The organism is Xanthomonas sp. D-36-1 (assembly GCF_017746155.1).
Lineage (GTDB): Bacteria > Pseudomonadota > Gammaproteobacteria > Xanthomonadales > Xanthomonadaceae > Xanthomonas > Xanthomonas cissicola.
Genome location: NZ_JAGHWR010000044.1, coordinates 1 through 16,428 on the forward strand (window position 1 = coordinate 1; position 16,428 = coordinate 16,428).

The 16,428-nt window shown below is 65.3% G+C and carries 17 protein-coding genes and 1 pseudogene; 3 read left to right on the plus strand and 15 right to left on the minus strand.

Annotated features, from left to right (window positions below; genetic code table 11):
- Positions 1-186: pseudogene (locus J7367_RS13665) on the minus strand (IS5/IS1182 family transposase); the annotation flags it as partial.
- A gap of 2 nt (positions 187-188) precedes the next feature.
- On the opposite strand from J7367_RS13665, the gene J7367_RS13670 reads away from it, so the two are divergent.
- The 3 genes from J7367_RS13670 (at position 189) to cydB (ending at position 4,116) form a co-directional block, all read left to right on the plus strand.
- Positions 189-1,361, plus strand: coding sequence for a dipeptidase (locus J7367_RS13670; RefSeq protein ID WP_345776721.1), 1,173 nt, complete (start codon positions 189-191; stop codon positions 1,359-1,361).
- 341 nt (positions 1,362-1,702) lie between these two features.
- Entirely contained in the window at positions 1,703-3,100 is a 1,398-nt protein-coding gene (locus tag J7367_RS13675; protein ID WP_007964320.1) for a cytochrome ubiquinol oxidase subunit I, read from the plus strand.
- Positions 3,100-4,116, plus strand: a complete 1,017-nt coding sequence (gene cydB / locus J7367_RS13680; RefSeq protein ID WP_057662252.1) for a cytochrome d ubiquinol oxidase subunit II — start codon at positions 3,100-3,102, stop codon at positions 4,114-4,116. The genes J7367_RS13675 and cydB overlap by 1 nt, the downstream gene beginning before the upstream one ends.
- 34 nt (positions 4,117-4,150) lie before the next feature.
- On the opposite strand, the gene J7367_RS13685 is transcribed toward cydB, so the two are convergent.
- From J7367_RS13685 to J7367_RS13750, 14 genes are all read right to left on the minus strand, one after another.
- Positions 4,151-4,888 (minus strand): prolyl oligopeptidase family serine peptidase, encoded by a 738-nt coding sequence (locus J7367_RS13685; protein WP_211115884.1) that lies wholly within the window; start codon positions 4,886-4,888, stop codon positions 4,151-4,153.
- A gap of 201 nt (positions 4,889-5,089) precedes the next feature.
- The gene (gene mgtE / locus J7367_RS13690; protein ID WP_057662404.1) at positions 5,090-6,451 is read right to left on the minus strand and encodes a magnesium transporter; all 1,362 of its coding nucleotides are present in this window, start codon (positions 6,449-6,451) and stop codon (positions 5,090-5,092) included.
- Between the two features lie 407 nt (positions 6,452-6,858).
- Positions 6,859-8,589, minus strand: coding sequence for a phosphoenolpyruvate--protein phosphotransferase (gene ptsP / locus J7367_RS13695; protein WP_007964329.1), 1,731 nt, complete (start codon positions 8,587-8,589; stop codon positions 6,859-6,861).
- A gap of 58 nt (positions 8,590-8,647) precedes the next feature.
- Positions 8,648-8,917, minus strand: a complete 270-nt coding sequence (locus tag J7367_RS13700; RefSeq protein ID WP_005913389.1) for an HPr family phosphocarrier protein — start codon at positions 8,915-8,917, stop codon at positions 8,648-8,650.
- Positions 8,910-9,302 (minus strand): PTS fructose IIA component family protein, encoded by a 393-nt coding sequence (locus J7367_RS13705; RefSeq protein WP_003487850.1) that lies wholly within the window; start codon positions 9,300-9,302, stop codon positions 8,910-8,912. Before J7367_RS13705 ends, J7367_RS13700 begins: the two co-directional genes overlap by 8 nt.
- A gap of 521 nt (positions 9,303-9,823) precedes the next feature.
- Positions 9,824-10,696: an RNase adapter RapZ gene (gene rapZ, locus J7367_RS13710; protein WP_007971724.1), complete on the minus strand. Its 873-nt coding sequence runs from the start codon at positions 10,694-10,696 to the stop codon at positions 9,824-9,826.
- Complete coding sequence (gene hprK, locus J7367_RS13715) at positions 10,693-11,643, minus strand: HPr(Ser) kinase/phosphatase (protein ID WP_003487845.1); 951 nt, start codon at positions 11,641-11,643, stop codon at positions 10,693-10,695. The genes rapZ and hprK overlap by 4 nt, the downstream gene beginning before the upstream one ends.
- A complete protein-coding gene (locus tag J7367_RS13720) occupies positions 11,640-12,098 on the minus strand; it encodes a PTS sugar transporter subunit IIA (protein ID WP_057662260.1) in 459 nt (152 codons plus the stop codon). The genes hprK and J7367_RS13720 overlap by 4 nt, the downstream gene beginning before the upstream one ends.
- A gap of 21 nt (positions 12,099-12,119) precedes the next feature.
- A complete protein-coding gene (gene raiA / locus J7367_RS13725; protein WP_005913379.1) occupies positions 12,120-12,437 on the minus strand; it encodes a ribosome-associated translation inhibitor RaiA in 318 nt (105 codons plus the stop codon).
- Positions 12,438-12,524: 87 nt separating this feature from the next.
- Positions 12,525-13,964 carry an RNA polymerase factor sigma-54 gene (locus tag J7367_RS13730; protein WP_007964346.1) on the minus strand — a complete coding sequence of 480 codons (1,440 nt, stop codon included), beginning with the start codon at positions 13,962-13,964 and terminating at the stop codon, positions 12,525-12,527.
- 40 nt (positions 13,965-14,004) lie between these two features.
- Positions 14,005-14,724, minus strand: coding sequence for an LPS export ABC transporter ATP-binding protein (gene lptB / locus J7367_RS13735; protein WP_057662263.1), 720 nt, complete (start codon positions 14,722-14,724; stop codon positions 14,005-14,007).
- The gene (gene lptA, locus J7367_RS13740) at positions 14,724-15,284 is read right to left on the minus strand and encodes a lipopolysaccharide transport periplasmic protein LptA (RefSeq protein ID WP_011051948.1); all 561 of its coding nucleotides are present in this window, start codon (positions 15,282-15,284) and stop codon (positions 14,724-14,726) included. Before lptA ends, lptB begins: the two co-directional genes overlap by 1 nt.
- Positions 15,262-15,837 carry an LPS export ABC transporter periplasmic protein LptC gene (lptC, locus tag J7367_RS13745; protein WP_057662266.1) on the minus strand — a complete coding sequence of 192 codons (576 nt, stop codon included), beginning with the start codon at positions 15,835-15,837 and terminating at the stop codon, positions 15,262-15,264. The genes lptA and lptC overlap by 23 nt, the downstream gene beginning before the upstream one ends.
- Positions 15,834-16,382 carry an HAD hydrolase family protein gene (locus tag J7367_RS13750; RefSeq protein WP_057662268.1) on the minus strand — a complete coding sequence of 183 codons (549 nt, stop codon included), beginning with the start codon at positions 16,380-16,382 and terminating at the stop codon, positions 15,834-15,836. Before J7367_RS13750 ends, lptC begins: the two co-directional genes overlap by 4 nt.
- Positions 16,383-16,428: the final 46 nt, after the last annotated feature.

Genomic DNA, 16,428 nt, shown 5'->3' on the forward strand with positions numbered 1-16,428 from the left:
AATCCGCAACATCGTCGCCAGTGCGTACGGCTGCCGACCTGGCCGCCCCGACACTGGATAGTGCGGCGCGATCAGGGCAAGCAGTTGCTGCCACGGAACAACCTGCTCCATCTCGGCAAGAAAGATCTCGCGCCGGGTCTGCTTACGCTTGCCCAAGCCCTCAGCGTCACCGAACGTCAGCTGCATGGATGAATCCTCTACATAAGGCGATAGTGTCGCGCATCTGCGGTGAGTTGATCAGACCTTCCCTAGGTGGCTTCGATTTCTGGAAGGGCGATTGGAAAGCGCATCGGCGTTCTCCGATCCTCTGGTTGATGTCCAAGACCTCACCGAGAGGTCGCAACCAACCGCTGATGTACCACGTGAGCGGCCCGGACTTTCTCGCCGGTGGCTATGGCGGTGCCTGTTTCAGCGCCCACGCACTTTGGGAAAACCTCGTCGCTGTGCCTTTTCTCGACCCCTGGAAGCACTGGGTGGAGCATCGGCGCTATGTCCAGGAGATGGTGGCGGCAAGCGGCGGGCGAATGCGGCTGGCACGCAGCGCCACCGAGCTACGCGCGATTCGCGCAGCAGGTCTGTGCTGCGCCATCCTGTCGTTGGAGGGTGCGCACATGCTTGGACCACGCGGGAGCCGCAGCCAGGCGTTGCGGCTGGCGCGTCTGGAAAGTGCAGCCAGGGCCGGCGCCGCCTATCTGACGCTCAACCATTTCAGCCACACCGACATCTCCCAGGCCGGCTATGCATCGCTCAATCCGTGGCGCGAACGTAAAGGTGCGGGGCTGACGGAGTTTGGCCGGCAGGTGGTGGAGCGCTGCATCGATGTCGGGCTTCTGGTGGATCTTTCGCATACCTCGAGCCAGGGGATACGTGACGCCTGCGGCATCTGCCTCCGTCGCGACGTGCCGGCCTTCGTTTCGCATGGCGCATCGCGCAGCGTCACGCGTGGTGTGGAAACGCGGCCTTCGCATCACCTGGACCGGGCGCTCGACGACGCGGCGATCCGTGCCATCGTGCAGACCGGTGGCTGCATCAGCGTCATCCTGGCGCCGTACTTCTTGCAGCATTCACTTTTGGCAGATGGCACGCCGGATATGGATGCCGATCTTGCCTTTGTCGTCGGCTATTACGAAGCGTTCGCCCGACAGATTGCCGCCATGGGAATCGTCGAAGATCCATGGAAACACTTGAGTTTCGGTAGCGATTTCGATGGCGGCATTTCCAGCCTGCCGACCGGGATGCGCAGCGGTGCGGATCTGCACAAGCTCACGCAGGCGATGCTGGATGCCGGCTGGCCCACGCAACGCATCGTCGATGTGTATAGCGGCAACTTTCTGCGGATCTGGGAGCGGGTGCGGCCATAGCGTTGCGCCAACTTGGTTGGAAGGCAGGGCGTGGCAGGTCCTGCGCCGCCTGGCGACGTGCACTGACCAGCGCCCGGCATTTCGCCGTGACAGCATTCGCGCCATTGGGTCGCCCCCGGCGCACGGCGCACTGCCCAGCGGAGGCAGGTGGTCCGACGCACCGCAGTACAGGGGCGGCAATTTGTCGCGGATGCGACGCCGTGTCGCATCGGGAACGGGCGCGACCATCCCTATCATGATCGTCTAGCGCAGCAGCGAGCTCGCGATCGCCCGATGCAGTGCATCCCGGTGATCAACCTGCGAGCTGCTCGCCAACGATCACTTTTCCTGGAGGGTTCTCCATGGACGCACTGCTGTTATCGCGGATCCAGTTTGGATTCGTCATCGCGTTCCACGTATTGTTTCCGGCATTCACCATCGGGCTTTCCAGTCTGCTGGCGTTTCTGGAATGGCGCTGGTTGCGCACGCGTCTGCCGGTCTGGCGCGAGCTGTATTTCTTCTGGCAGAAGATCTTTGCCGTGTCCTTCGGCATGGGCGTGGTCAGCGGCATCGTGATGGCCTTCCAGTTCGGGGCCAACTGGCCGGAATTGAGCCGCGTGGCCGGTGGCGTGATCGGGCCACTGCTGAGCTATGAAGTGCTCACCGCGTTCTTTCTGGAAGCCAGTTTCCTGGGAGTGATGATGTTCGGCTGGGGGCGCATTTCCGAGCGCCTGCATTTGCTGTCCACCTGCATGGTGGCGCTGGGCACGCTGTTTTCCACGTTCTGGATTCTTTCGTCCAATAGCTGGTTGCAGACCCCGGCCGGCTTTGATGTCATCGGCGGCATCGTCCACCCGGTCGACTGGTTGAAGATCATCTTCAATCCCTCGTTCCCGTACCGGCTTGCGCACATGGCGCTTGGCTCATTCATCACCACCTGCTTCGTGGTGGGTGCAGTGGGCGCGTGGTATCTGCATCGTGGCGTGCATCGCCAAGCCGGGCTGTGCATGCTGAAGCTGGCCGTGGTGTTTGCCGCGATCGCCGTACCACTGCAGATCGTTGTCGGCGACATGCACGGCTTGAACACGCTCAAGCATCAGCCGATGAAGATCGCCGCGATGGAAGCGCACTGGCATGCCGAAAAACCGGGCGAGGGATTCCCGCTGGTGGTGTTTGCGGTGCCCAACGCACAGGCCGAGCGTAACGACTATGAGGTGGCGATTCCGCGCCTGGGCAGCCTGATTCTGACCCACCGCCCGGATGGCAGCATCGCACCGCTGACGTCGGTGCCCGCAAGCGAGCGCCCGCCGGTGACGCCGGTGTTCTTCGCCTTCCGCATCATGGTAGGGATCGGCTCATTGATGCTGCTGGTGGCCTGGGTGTCTGCGTTCGCGTTGTGGCGCGGCAAGCTGGTGCACTGGCGCTGGTTGCTGGCGGTTTGGCGCTGGATGTTGCCGAGCGGCTTCATCGCGCTGATTTCCGGCTGGTTCGTCACCGAAATCGGCCGGCAGCCCTATGCGGTCTACGGCTTGTTGCGCACCGCCGATGCGGTGGGCCCGCAGTCTGCGCTGATGACCGCCATCTCGCTGACGGTGTATGTGGCCGGCTACGCGTTCGTGTTCGGCTGGGGCATCTGGTACCTGGTCAAGATCGGCAAGATCGGACCGACACCGCATGATGCGCCGCAGCTGGACCATGGCGAACACACGCCCGCACGGCCGCTGTCGGCGGCCGACGAATCGATCGACGGAGCTGCATGATGGAGATGACGAGCGTCTTGCCGGTGGCGTGGTTTGCGGTGATCGGCTTCGGGGTGCTGATGTACGTCGTGCTGGACGGCTTCGTGCTCGGCATCGGTATCCTGGCGCCGTTCCGAAAGGACGAAGCGCAGCTGGATCTGATGATGAACACCGCCGCGCCGATCTGGGACGGCAACGAAACCTGGCTGGTGCTCGGCGGGGCAGGGCTGCTGGCCGCATTTCCCAAGGCGTATGCGGTGATCCTGTCGGCGCTGTATCTGCCGGTGCTGTTGATGGTGATGGCCTTGGTGTTCCGCGGCGTGGCGTTCGAATTCCGTTTCAAGGCGCATCGATCGCGGCGCTTGTGGAGTAATGCGTTTGCCGCCGGTTCGATCCTGGCCACCTTCGCGCAGGGCGTGATCCTGGGCGCCCTGGTGCAGGGTCTGCAGATCGAGAACGACCGCTATGTCGGCGGCATCTGGGGCTGGTTCAGCCCGTTCGCGATGCTGACGGGCGCCGCCTTGGTGTTCGGCTATGCGCTGCTCGGCAGTACCTGGCTGATTCTCAAGACAGAAGGCCATGTGCAGCAGTTGGCGCGGCAGTTGAGCCGACCGTTGACCATCAGTGTGTTGATCTTCATCGGCCTGGTCAGTGCCTGGCTGCCTTCGCTGCAGTCGCATGTGATGGAGCGCTGGTTCAGTGGCACGCACTATCCGTGGCTGATGCCGGTGCCGCTGCTGGTGGCCATCGTGGGGGTTGCGCTGTGGCGTGCGAGCGAGGCCGCGCGCTCGGATGCGCTGCCATTCCTGCTGGCGATGGGCCTGTTCGTGCTGGGCTTCTTGGGCTTGGTGCTGGGCATGTGGCCGTATCTGGTGCCGCCGGTCTACACCCTCTGGCAGGCTGCCGCACCGCCGTCTTCGCAGCTGTTCGCGATGGTCGGTCTGGTCGCCTTGCTGCCGCTGATCCTGGGCTACACGGTGTGGTCGTACCGCGTGTTTCGCGGCAAGGTCACTGCGGACAATGGGTATCACCACTGATGGCAGGTGCGGCGTCATGGCGCTGCATCGCCCGTCAGCGCAGGCGCTGCCTGAACATCCATTCCCACATCGTCGGGTCCGCATAGGTCGCGTCCCAGGCGTTGTGGTTGCCTTCCGGGTATTCGCTGTAACGCACATTGGCGCCCACGCCTTTCGCAGCGCGGTACAACGCGCGGTCGTCGTGCGGCGGTACCGAGTCGTCCTTGGCGCCATGGAACATCCAGATCGGTACGTGCTTGAGTTGTGTCACTGCCGCGGTGTACGGGTCCGCTTCCTTCGCCACCAGGCTCACGTACAAGGTGCGGCGCTCATCGCGCGGTGCCTTGAGCGCGCCGCAGATCGGCACGATCGCCGCAAACCGGCGCGGCTGCATCAGCCCGATTTCCCAGGCGCCATAGCCGCCCATCGAAATGCCGGTGAGGTAGGTGCGCTGCGGGTCGGCACCGAACTCGGCGCTGGCCGCATCCAGCGCCGCGATCGCCATGCGCGCATTGATGCCCATCCACTCCTCGTCCTCGGGCACTTGCGGCAGCACGACAAGTGCGGGGAAGTCGGCGGTGTGTTCGCTCAAGTACGGGCCCACGCCGACTTCGGCCTGGTCGCGCCCGTTATCGCCGCGCTCGCCCGAGCCATGCAGGAATAGCACGATGGGCCACGGCTGCGGCACCTTGGACGCCGGCACGAACACTTGATAGCGGTACAGGCGCCCGTCCAGTTTCAACGTGCGGGTGACGAAGTGGCCGCGGCGTTCGTCATGGTGGCGCTCAGCCATGCTGGAACAGCCGGCCAGCAATAGCGCAAAGGCAATGACAACAAGACAACGACGAATCACGCAGCTCTCCCGACCGATCACATGGGTGCAGTATTACCGCATGCCGGTGCGCTGGCGTGTCGAGGCGCGGCGATTCCTGTCGAATATTCATCTGCTTGTCGTCATCGCGTGCATCACACGCGCTAGGCCAGGTACCGCAGGTCAGGGCAGCAGTATCAACGTGGCCAGGCCCAGGAAGCTCAAAAAGCCCATCACGTCGGTCAAGGTGGTCAGGATTACGCCACCGGCCAATGCCGGATCGAAGCCCAACCGTTTCAGCGTCACCGGCACCAGCACTCCGCCGAAGGCGGCAGTGAGCATGTTCACCGTCAACGCGGTGCCGATCACCAGCGACAGCATCGGTTGCCGGAACCAGGCCAGCACGATCAAGCCAAGCCCGATGCCCAGGCACAGCCCGTTGATCAGCGCGACAGTAAGCTCTTTCTTGAGCAAGGTCATCACGTTGGACGAGCCGATCTGGCCCAGTGCCAGACCGCGCACCATCAGTGCCAGCACCTGGGTGCCGGCATTGCCGCCCATGCCGGCAACGATCGGCATCAGCGCCGCAAGCGCCACCAGTTTTTCGATGGTGCCTTCGAACCTGCTGACCACGCTGGACGCCAGAAACGCGGTGCACAGATTGATGCTCAGCCAGATCAGGCGGCGCCGGAAGGCGCGCCGTGCCGGGCTGAACATGTCTTCGTCTTCGTCCAGACCGGCCGCGCTCATGGCCTGGTGCTCGGCCTGCTCGCGGATGATGTCGACCACGTCGTCGATGGTGATGCGGCCGAGCAGGATGTTGTTGTCGTCCACCACCGGCGCGGAGATCCAGTCGTGGTCGGAGAAGCGCCGCGCCACTTCGTCCGAACCGTCGCCGACATCGATGGCCGGTTGCTCGTCGTCGATCAGCCGGTTGACCGGCGTACTGTCTTCGTGGGTGACCAGCGCCGCCAGCGGCACACGGCCCAGGTATTGGTGGCGCCGGCTCACCACGTACAGGTGATCGGTGTGGTCGGGCAGCTCGCCGCGCAGGCGCAGATAGCGCAGCACCACATCCACGTTGACGTCGGCGCGCACGGTGACCACGTCCGGGTTCATCAGACGCCCGGCGGTGTCTTCCGGATACGACAGCACCTGCTCGAGCCGCTCGCGGTTTTCGCGGTCCATCGACTTGAGCACTTCATCGATGACGGTATCGGGCAGGTCTTCGACCAGGTTGGCCAGATCGTCGATGTCCAGGTCTTCGACCGCAGCCACGATCTCGTCCGGGTCCATGTCGGCCAGCAGGCTTTCGCGCACTTCGTCGCCGACGTGCAGCAGCACCTCGCCATCGTCTTCCGGATCGACCAGCCCCCACGCCACTTCGCGCTTGCCGGGCGGCAGCGATTCGAGCAGGTTGCCTATTTCCGCCGGCGCCAGCGTATTGACCAACCGGCGTACCGGCCCGAGGCGTCCGCTATCCAGCGCGTCGGACAGCAGGCGTAGCTGGCGCGCGGTTTTGTCGTGGCGGACGGCTTCGGCCATGCGCGGCTTCCCGGAAGAGTGGACGCGCCAGTAAAGGACGCGGTGCTGGGTCAGCAAGGCATTATCGCTTGCGTATGGTGACGAAACATACAGGGTCGCTGCCGCGCGCTTGCGCAGGGCATGCGCGGTGGACGCAGCCAAGCCGCGAGGGCTGCTGAAGGTGGATGGAGCGGTACGCGATTGACGATGCGGGCGGAATTTTCGATGCGCTTTTCGACCAAGGAGGCGATCAAAGCGGTGCGAGCGGGCGTGACCGGCGCGCAGCAATCGCACTGCCCAAGCGGTGCGTGCCGATTCGCAGCACCGTCTGCCCGCCTCAGGGCTGCGAAATCGTGTCGATCGCCGTTTTGAAGGAAACGCAGGTCTGGAAGCATCGGCCGCGCTGCCGGGCCGGGTGCGCGTCGCAATTACCGCAGCAACCCCTGCGCGTGGCCAGTCAGCCATTTTTCGATGCCCTTGCGATCGCGGGCGCGCAGCAATTTTTCGCCGTGCACGCGCAACTCGCCCAGATGGGTGTCGCGCACCGCGCGGCGCACTTCCAGCAAGGTGGCCGGATGCAGGCTGAACTCGGTGAGCCCCAACGCCAGCAGCATCGGCACGAAGCGCGGATCGCCGGCGATTTCGCCGCACACCGCGACCGGCTTGCCGTAGGCGCGTCCGGTGGCGATGACCTGCGCGATCAGTCGGAGGACGGCGGGATGCAGGGGCGAGTACAGCTCGCCCAACGCCTCGTTGTTGCGATCCACCGCCAGCAGGTACTGCACCAGGTCGTTGGTGCCGATGGACAGGAAATCGATATCGTCGATGAAGCAGTCCAACGCCAATGCCGCCGCCGGCACTTCGATCATCGCGCCCAGCGGAATGTGCTCGGCGATCTCGTGGCCTTCGGCGCGCAGCTGCGCGGTGAGCTTCTTCAACTGCTTGCGCAGTTGCAGGATTTCTTCGCGGCCGCTGACCATCGGCACCAGGATGCGCACCGGCCCGTAGCCGGACGCACGCAGGATCGCGCGCAATTGCGCCTGCGCCACCGCCGGCCGCGCCAGCGACAGGCGCACGCCGCGCAGACCCAGCGCCGGGTTGTCCTCATCGCTCAAGGTCAGACCGGTGCGGTCGGCCTTGTCGGCGCCCAGGTCCAGGGTGCGGATGGTGACCGGGCGGCCGCTCATGCCCAGCACGGTGTCGCGGTAGGTGTGGAACTGTTCGTCTTCGTCCGGCAGCTCGTTGCGCTGCAGGAACAGGAATTCGGTGCGATACAGGCCCAGGCCGCTGGCCCCGAGCGCATGCGCGTTGGCCACGTCTTCCAGCGATTCGGCGTTGGCCAGCAGGGTGATGTCGACGTTGTCGCGCGTGCGCGTGGGCTTGGAGCGTAGCCGGCCCAGCTCGCGCTGTTCCTTGGCCAGTGCACGCAGGCGCTCGCGGTAGTCGCGCAGATGTTCGGGCTTGGGGTCGACGATCACCTGGCCCGAGCCGGCATCGACAATCAGCACATCGCCATCTTCGATGCGCTGCAGCGCGTCGCTGACGCCTACCACCAACGGCAGGTGCAGGCTGCGCGCCAGGATCGCGCTGTGCGACAGCGTGCTGCCGGCCGTGGTGACGATGCCGACCACACCTTGCGCCTGCAGCTGCGCCAGCTCGGAAGGTGCCACGTTGTCGCACACCAGGATCTCGCCGGCCACCCCCTTGAGGTCGGGTGCGCGCTTGTGCAGGAATGCATGGATGCGGCCGATCACGTGATCCAGATCGTCCATGCGGCTCTTGAGGTACGCATCCTCCATCCCGTCGAACACCGCCGCCAGGCGGTCGCGCTGCACACGCAGGGCATAGTCGGCGCTGTAACGGTGGGTGCGGATCAGCTCATCCAGGCCTTGCAGCAGTTCGGGGTCATCGAGCAGCAATGCATGCAGCTCGAGAAATTCGCCGACCTCGCGCGCCAGTGCGCCGTGCAGGCGGTCGCGCAGCTGCTGCATTTCGACCCGTGCCGACGCGATGGCTGCATGCAGGCGCTGCAGCTGCGTTTCCACCTGATTGGCGGGCACGCGTTGTTCGGCCACTTCCAGGGTATGGCTCTGGCGCACGCGCGCGCGGCCAAGTGCATTGCCGCGTGCAGCGCCATGTCCGCGCAGGCGCAGGCTCATGCGCGTCCCTGGCGCAGCGGCGCCGTGTCGGTCGCAACGGCGCCGACGCCGCGCATGCTCAGCTGTCCTCGTCGAAACGACGCTCGAACAGGTCCACCAGCGCCTGCAAGGCCTCGGCTTCGTCTTCGCCATCCAGCCGCACCACCACGCTAGTGCCCTGGCCTGCGGCCAGCAACATCACGCCCATGATGCTCTTGGCATTCACCTCGCGCCCCTTGGCCGCCAGGGTGGCGTTGCTGCGATACGACGACAGCGTCTGCACCAGCTTGGCGGTGGCCCGCGCATGCAGTCCGAGTCGGTTGGAAACTATGAGTTCGCGTTCAAGCATCGTCGATGATCGCTCCGTTGCGGGTACCGGCCGCCGCAGTGGCGGGCAGCTCCTGCAATCCTTGTTCGGGGTAGTTCATCACGCGCAGCAGCATCGGCAGGCTCAGCGCGGACACCCGGCGAACCGGGGTGCCCAGCTTGGCCAGACGGTTGGCGAGATTGCTGGGGCTGGCGCCGTACAGGTCGGTCATGACCAGCACGCCGTCGCCGCTGTCGACCCGGCGCATCGCCGACGATGCCTGGGGCAGCAATGCGTCCAGGTCTGCATCGAACGGCACGTCGAATGCTTCGGTCTTCAACGGCAATTGCCGCAACAGCCCTGTCGCCACGTTCAACAACGCTGCGCCAATGCCGGGATGAGTAATGAGGAGAATGCCACAGGCCATGCCGAAACGTTAACAGGTCAGCATGACTGCGCGATAGCGTTTGCCCGCACAGATGCGTTGCGAACTGAATAGATGTTTAGGACCGCTGCAGCGACGTGGCGGCAGCATGTGTGGCCATCGTGCGCTGCCTACCTGGCGCCGAGCCGTGCCTCATGCAGCGTCAGCAGTGCGACCCGCATCGCAAGCGAGCGCTGCCGTTTTGCCTTCAGCGAGCAGGGGCATGTAGCCATGCGTGGCGGAATACCATCGACGCATTGGGTGTAACGGCGCCAACGCCTTGGTCGTGCAGCGTTGCAGAGCGCGCCGAATGAGAGCGCCAAGCGGTTTTCGGGACGTTGGCGATCCAGTCGCGTCAGCTGCAGCGTTGTCGGGCCTGCGCAGCGTCCGCCAGACGCCAGCCGCCGCAAGCAATCCAACCTAAAAATAGGGCCAGCGAGCGTGCGTCCTCAACGTAGATGCAGCACACGCCGCAGGATGCCGCTGTAACGATTCCCGATTCCCGATTCCCGAATCCGCGCCCCTCAGTCCTGCTCGCGATGAAACGTCGCCACTTCCGGCCAGCCCTGTTCGCGCGCATGTCGGGCCATGCGTTCGGCCATGTACACCGAACGGTGCTTGCCGCCGGTGCAACCGAAGGCGATGGTCACGTAGCTGCGGGTGTCGTTGCGCAGTCGTGGCAGCCAGGTGTCGAGCAGGTCCACGATCTGCGCGCTGTAGCGTTGCACGTCGGCCTCGTTGTCCAGATAGTTGCGCACGCCGGCATCGCGGCCGGTGAGTGGACGCAGCTCCGGATCCCAATGCGGATTGGGCAGCACGCGCGCATCGAACACGAAGTCGGCTTCGGCCGGCACGCCGCGCTTGTAGGCGAACGATTCGAACAGCAGCGACAGCCGATCATGGGAACCAAGCGCGAACTCGGTGACCACGCGGCGCCGCAATTGATGCACGTTGAGCGTGCTGGTGTCGATGACGGCATCGGCCTGCGTACGCAACGGTTCGGTCAACTGGCGCTCGCGGGTGATCGCTTCCGGCAGTGCCAGGCCGAGATGGCTGAGCGGGTGGCGGCGGCGGGTATCGGCATACCGCTTGATCAATGCCTCGTCGCTGGCTTCGAAAAACAGCAATCGCGCCTCGATGCCGTATTCCTGCGCGGCCTGGCGCCACTGCGCCAGCTGGGTCAGGTCGCTGCGGCTGCGCACATCGATGCCCACCGCCAGGCGCTGGTCGCCGACCGGGTTGCCACGCAGGCGGCTTTTGACGAAGTCCGGCAGCAGCTCGACCGGCAGATTGTCCGAGCAGTAGTAGTCCAGATCTTCGAAGGTCTTCAGCGCGACCGATTTGCCCGAGCCGGATAGCCCGCTCACGATCATCAGCGTGGAGGGCGCGATACTCATGGCGTGCGTCGCTCCAGCAGGTTGCTATGGCGGGCGATGAACATCGCTGCCGGATCGATGCCTTTGGTGCGCAGGATATGCAGCCGGGTCGCCGCTTCGGTCAGCACGGCCAGATTGCGGCCGGGCATGACCGGCAGGGTGATCAGCGGGACGTCCAGGTCCAGCACATGGCGGCTGCCCGAATCGCCGGTCAGACGCTCGTAGCCGGACGGCGTCGGCTCGGTCATCGGCCGGGTCAGGTGCACGATCAGGCGCAGGTACTTGTTCTTCTTCACCGCGGTGTCGCCGAACATGTCGCGGACGTTCAGGACGCCCAGGCCGCGTACTTCCAGCAAATCCTGGAGCAATTCGGGGCAGGTGCCGTCGAGCACGTCGGGCGCGATCTGGGTGAACTCGGGGGCATCGTCGGCCACCAGTCGGTGACCGCGGCTGAGCAGTTCCAGCGCCAGCTCGCTCTTGCCCGAGCCGGCTTCGCCGGTGATCAGCACGCCGATCGAGTAGATCTCCATGAACACGCCATGCAACGTGACCCGCGGCGCCAGCGTGCGCGCCAGATGGTAGGAGAGGTGGTTGAGCAGTTCGTGGCCGCGCTTGGACGAGATCCACAGCGGCGTATTGGATTCGTCCGCCGCCGCGCGCAGATCTTCCGGGCATGACTGGTTCTTGCTGATCGCCAGCGCCAGCGGTTGCACCTGGATGATCTTTTCGATGGTCTCCCAGCGCTGCCGCGCATCCAGCGAGTCCAGCCAGGCCAGTTCCTCGGTGCCCAGGATCTGCACCTTGTTGGGATAGATCACATTGAGGTAGCCGGCCAGCGACGGGCGCCGTGCGTTGTTGCTGCCGGCCTGGATCTCGCGGTGCTCGCCCTTGGGGCCGGCGACCCAGCGCAGCGCGAGCTTGTCGCGCTGCTGGTCGAACAGTTCGCGTGCGGTGATGCTGGTATTCATGCCGCGCTCGCCTGCGCGGGCGGCACGTCGGCCAGCAGCGTCATCAGGGCATCGGCGTTGGGTGCGGCGCGCAAGTTCTGACGGAAGTCGGCATCGGAGAACCGTTCGGCCAGCTCAGACAGCAGCATCAGGTGCTGGTGGGTGTAGTGCGCCGGCACGGCCATGGCGAAGACCAGATCCACCGGCTCGTCGCCGCCGAAGGGCACCGGCGTATCCAGCCGCAGCAAGGCCCCGCGTGGCTCGGTGAGGTCGGGGCAGCGCCCATGCGGAATGGCGATGCCATGGCCAATGGCGGTACTGCCCAGGGCCTCGCGTTCGCACAGGTTGGCGTAGAGCTCGTCGGCGCCGGCCTGACGACAGGAGAGCAGGTCGGCGGCGGCATGCAGGACGGTGTCGCGATCGGCGGCCGGCGACACCAGGGTGCGCACGGCCGCCATCAGATCGGTTAAAGGCATGAGGGCATCAGGCGGGAAGCGTCATGCGGGATTGTCGCGCACCTCGCGGGCGTGGTGGTTACATTTCTTCTCTTTGTGCTTGAGGACCAGGCGGTCGAGCTTGTCGACCAGCAGGTCGATGGCCGCATACATGGTGGAACCGCTGGCATCTGCGTGCAGGGTGCGACCGGGAAGGTTGACGGTGGCGACCACGTGGTGGTCCGGCTTGCGGACGGCCAGCTGCGTTCGGACTTCGCAGTGCTGGTCGAAATGGCGCTGCAGTCGCTGCAGCTTGCTTGCCACGTACTCCCGCAGGGCGGGGGTCACTTCAAGCTGGTGGCCATACGTCTCGATACGCATCGGATACCTCCATTGGTCGGTGGGCCAATGAACCGTTCCGGTGATCCGACAAACCCGGCGCAGGCCGGCGTTGCGGTGGTTGCAACGTCAGGCGATGCGCACGCGTTCGTGGGAGGCGGAAATGTTCATGGCCTCACGATACTTCGCAACGGTGCGCCTCGCCACTGGGACGCCGGATGTTTTCAGCAGATCGGCCAGCTTGGCGTCGGAGAGCGGTTTGCGCGGGTTTTCCGCATCGATCAGGCGCCGGATCATGGCCTGGATGGCAGTGCTGGAGGCCTCGCCGCCGCTGTCGGTGTCGATGCCGGAGGCGAAGAACGAGCGCAGCGCGATGGTGCCGCGCGGGGTGCGCACGTACTTGCGGGCGATCGCGCGGGAAATGGTGGACTCGTGAAGGCCGAGCTCGCCTGCGATCTCGCGCAGCGTCAAGGGGCGCAAGGCCTGCGCACCGAACTCCAGGAACCCGGCCTGGTGCTCCAGCAGGCAGCGGACCACCCGCAGCAGGGTTTCGCCACGCGCCTCCAGGCTCTTGAGCAGCCAGCGCGCTTCCTGCAACTGGCCGCGCAGATAGCCGGCATCGGATTCGCCGCAGCTGCGGATCAGGTTTTCGTAGCCGCGGTGAATGGTGACCTTGGGCTGCGCGCGGCCGGCCAGCGCAGCCCGCCAGACCCCGCGCTGGCGCCAGATCACGCAGTCGGGCACGACGTAGGTGTCCTGCGACAGGTCGCCGATCTGTTTGCCCGGGCGCGGGTCCAGCGAGCGCACCAGCTGCACCGCCTGTTCGACATCGGCAGTGGAGCGCTTGAGCTCGTGCGCCAGCCCGGCCACGCCGGCGCGCGGCAGCCGTTCCAGCGGGCCGGCAACGATCTGCAGCGCCAACTCGCGGCCGGGCGTCTGCGCATCGAGTACCCCCAGCTGCAATGCCAGGCATTCGCCCAGCGTGCGCGCGCCCACGCCCACCGGGTCGAAGCGCTGGATCTGGTGCAGGACGGTGAGCACGTCGGCCTCGTCGACCGCTGCGCCCAGCGCCAGGGTTTCGAGAATGGCCGACAGTGGTTCGCGCAGGTAGCCGTCTTCGTCGAGGGCGTCGATCAGCATCGCGCCGATCTGGCGGTCACGCGGCGACAGGGGCGACAGATGCAACTGCCACAAGAGGTGGTCGGCCAATGTTTCGGATTCGGCCACGCGCTCTGCGGCATCGCCGGACTCGTCGTCGTCGAAGCTGCCGCCGCTGCCCGAGCCGGTCCATTGCAGCTCGTCTTGCGACCAATCGTCGTCGCGCTCGGCAGGCGCGACTTCTTCGCGCTGAGGTTCTTCGGTGGACGCGGACGGCGCGGATTCCACCGCAATGTCGCTGGCGGCATGCGCGGCTTCGTCGGCCCATTCCAGCAGCGGATTGGTTTCCACGGCCTCGGCGATTTCCACTTCCAGCTCGGTGGTGGACATCTGCAATAGCTTGATCGCCTGACGCAACTGCGGCGTCATGACCAACTGCTGTCCTAGCGATGTCTGGAGCCGGGCTTTCATGCGGGCACTGACTGGAAAAAACGTTGGCGCGGCGACGCGCTCAAAGGCGGAAAGTTTCCCCCAGATACACGCGACGGACGTCGGGATTGGCTAGCAACGTGTCTGGTGCCCCCTGCGCCAGTACGCCTCCCTCGGCGAGGATATACGCGCGATCGCAGATTCCCAAGGTCTCGCGCACGTTGTGGTCGGTGATCAGCACGCCGATGCCGCGTTCCTTGAGGTGGATGATGATGCGCTGGATCTCGCCGACCGAAATCGGGTCCACGCCGGCGAACGGCTCGTCCAGCAGCATCATGCGCGGCTTGGCCGCCAGCGCACGTGCGATCTCGCAACGTCGCCGTTCGCCGCCGGAGAGGCTGGCGCCGAGCTGATCGGCCACGTGGGTGATCTGCAGTTCTTCCAGCAGCGAGACCAGTTCTTTCTCGCGCCCGGCGTTGTCGAGTTCCTCGCGCAGCTCCAGCACCAGGCGGATGTTGTCGGCCACGGTGAGCTTGCGGAAGATCGACGGTTCCTGCGGCAGGTAGCCGACGCCCAGCTTGGCGCGTGCGTACATCGGCTCGGCAGTGAGGTCGCGGCCATCCAGTTCGATACGGCCGGCATTGGCTTCGACCAGACCCACGATCATGTAGAAGCAGGTGGTCTTGCCGGCCCCATTGGGGCCGAGCAGACCGACCACTTCGCCGGCTTCGAGCGTGAGGCCGAACTCCCTGACCACTTCGCGTTGCTTGTATTTCTTGCGCAGACCGGTGGCGACCAGCATTACTTCTTCCCCTGCGGCTTGGCAGCGGGCTTGGCGGCCGGTGTCGCCGCAGGCGTTGCCGCGGCAGGCGCCGCATTTTTCGGCTGGATGATGGTGCGCACCCGGCTGCCATCGCCGCCGCTCTGCATGTTGCCGGTCTTGGTGTTGTAGACCATGCGCTGGCCGGCGTTGGTGCCCTTGGGCGAATCGACCTTGTAATTGCCGGTCAGGATGATGATCTCATCGGCGACCTTGTATTCGATGTTGTCGGCCTGGCCGTGCATCGTGGCGCCGTCGTCCATCTCCTGCTTGAGCGTGGCCTGCTTGCCGTTGAGCACCACGCGATCGGTCTGGCCGTTCTTCTGGAAGATATCGGCGGTGTCGGCGTGGATTTCCAGCGTGCCCTGGGTGATCACCACATTGCCGCTGAAACGGCACTTGCCGCTGTCGTCGAGCATGTTGCAATCGTTGGCATTGGAGTCGATCGCCATCGGCTGGTTGCGATCGCTGGTCTTGGCCATTGCCAACGCAGGCAGCAGCAGTGCGGCAAACGCCAGTTTAGCGGGCAGCATTCGGTTCATAGCGGGTCTTGACCTGAGAGAGGAGCTTGTACTGGCGTGATTTGAGGTCGGCTTCGAAGCCGACGCCGCTCTGCATGATACCCGGGCGGGTCATGGTCACTGGCGCGTCGGTCTTGGCGATGTTCTGTTGCGGGAACACGTCCAGGCTTTGGGTGCGGAACGTGGTTGGCGGGGTGGCGCCGCCGGTCGGGCTGTCGCCCTCGACATCGCCGCGCAGGCGCAATTGGCTGCCGTCCGGGTTGACCCAGCCGGTCTTGGAACGCAGGGTCCACGGCAGATTGGCGTTGTCGGGCATCAGGAACACCGGCGTGGTGATGTCTGCGGTCTGGTCGGCACGGTTGCGATGCATTTCCGGCGCGCGCAGCGTCATCGACTCCTTGCCGCTCTGCTTGTCCAGGGCAATCAGCTCGAAGTCGCGCAGGATGTAGTCCGCGCCGGACTCCTGCACGGCCGCGGCGGCCGGACGCGCGCGTTGCTTCCAGGCCGACCAGCCGGAAATCACGGCGGCGACGAATAGCACGACGCCCAGGGTGGTGCGCCAGTTCCAATTCATGCCGAGAACCTTTCGATGATGCGTTCGACCTGGCCTTGTGCGGCCAGCACCACATCACAGACTTCGCGCGCGGCACCTTCGCCGCCACGGGCGCGGGTGTGCCACTGCACGCGCTCGGCGATCCATGGGTGCGCGTTGGCCGGCGCCACCGGCAGGCCGACCGCGAGCAGGGCGGGCAGGTCGGGGAGGTCATCGCCCATGAACAGCACCTGGTCCAGCGACAGGCCGTGCTCCTGGCACAGCGCCAGCACCGCCAGGCGCTTGTTCTTGACCCCGATCTGCACATGCAGGCCCAGATCCTGCCCGCGCTTTTCCGCCGACAGGCTGGCGCGCGCCGTAATCAGCGCGACGTGGATGCCGGCGTGGTCGAGCTGCTTGAGGCCCTGGCCGTCGAGCACATTGAACGCTTTGCTCTCGTGACCGGCGTGGTCGTAATACAGGCGGCCGTCGGTCAGCGTGCCGTCGACGTCGAAACAGGCCAGGCGGACGCGCGCGGCGCGCTCGATCAGCTCGGCGGGAAGGTGCTGCAAGGGGGAATAGGGCATCGGCACGAATCGGTGAGAACGGGGTCCGGCGGTTGAAAACTGAACC